1 pseudogene is annotated in these 837 nt (G+C 68.0%); it reads right to left on the bottom strand.

Annotated features, from left to right (window positions below):
• Positions 1-837 (bottom strand): annotated as a pseudogene (locus AC27KI_RS26140) (RHS repeat-associated core domain-containing protein); the annotation flags it as partial.

The raw sequence follows: 837 nt of genomic DNA, 5'->3' as shown, positions 1-837 counted from the left end.
CAAGTTCATCCCGCCCGCCAGCCCAATCGGATCAGGCGTCGTGAAGCCCCCAGGTCTGGGTCGTAGTACCGGAACGTGTTGTAGTGCAACCCCGTTTCCCGATCCAGGTACTGCCCTTGCATCCTCAAGTTCTGCGGCGCCGCCGCTGTTTGCTGACTCGCTCGCGCCCAGCTTTCGGCAACCGGCGCTCCGACCGGGCGGCCCACGGCATCGAACGCCTGCCATTCTTCCGCGACCGCGCTGCCCCAGGCCCTGTATTGCGCACGCCACACAAGATTGCCGTTTCGATCCGACATCTCTTCCGGCAAGCCATTGGCTTGGGTATGGAAGTAATAAATCCGAGCGCCCGGTGCCGCTGATCGCTCGTTGACGTTCATTGCTCCTGCCAGCGATGGCGTTGGCGGGCTGTTCTCCATCACGGCCGGTTGCGGTTGCGCGGCCTGGGCCTTGTCCAGCGCTGCCAGCTTGCGTGCCAACCCGCCCACCGGCCCGGCGACCGCGTGGTGCGCATCCGCCCACTCGCCATTGGTGGTCGGCACGGAGTTTTCCTTGCCCCGCGCGGTGTCCACGTCGCCCAGGGCCAGCGCGGACGCGGGGTGTTCCGGCTCCAGCACGCCATGCCCGTCGATGCGCGCCAGGGGCGTGTAGCTGCCCGGCTCGTAGATGTAGCTGCTGCATTGCCCGCCCCGGCGCTCCTGCAGCAGGCGCAGGCCTTCCCACGTGAAGGTGGTCTCGCCGAAGGCGTCGGCCTTGGCGATGCGCCGGCCCAGGGCGTCGTAGCGGTAGCGAAAGACCTGGCTCACCGGCTCGCCGTTTGGGCCCGCGCGCACCACGGCC

It is taken from the genome of Acidovorax sp. KPB24-03 (assembly GCF_057546605.1).
This window is presented reverse-complemented; position numbering and strand designations above follow the sequence as displayed.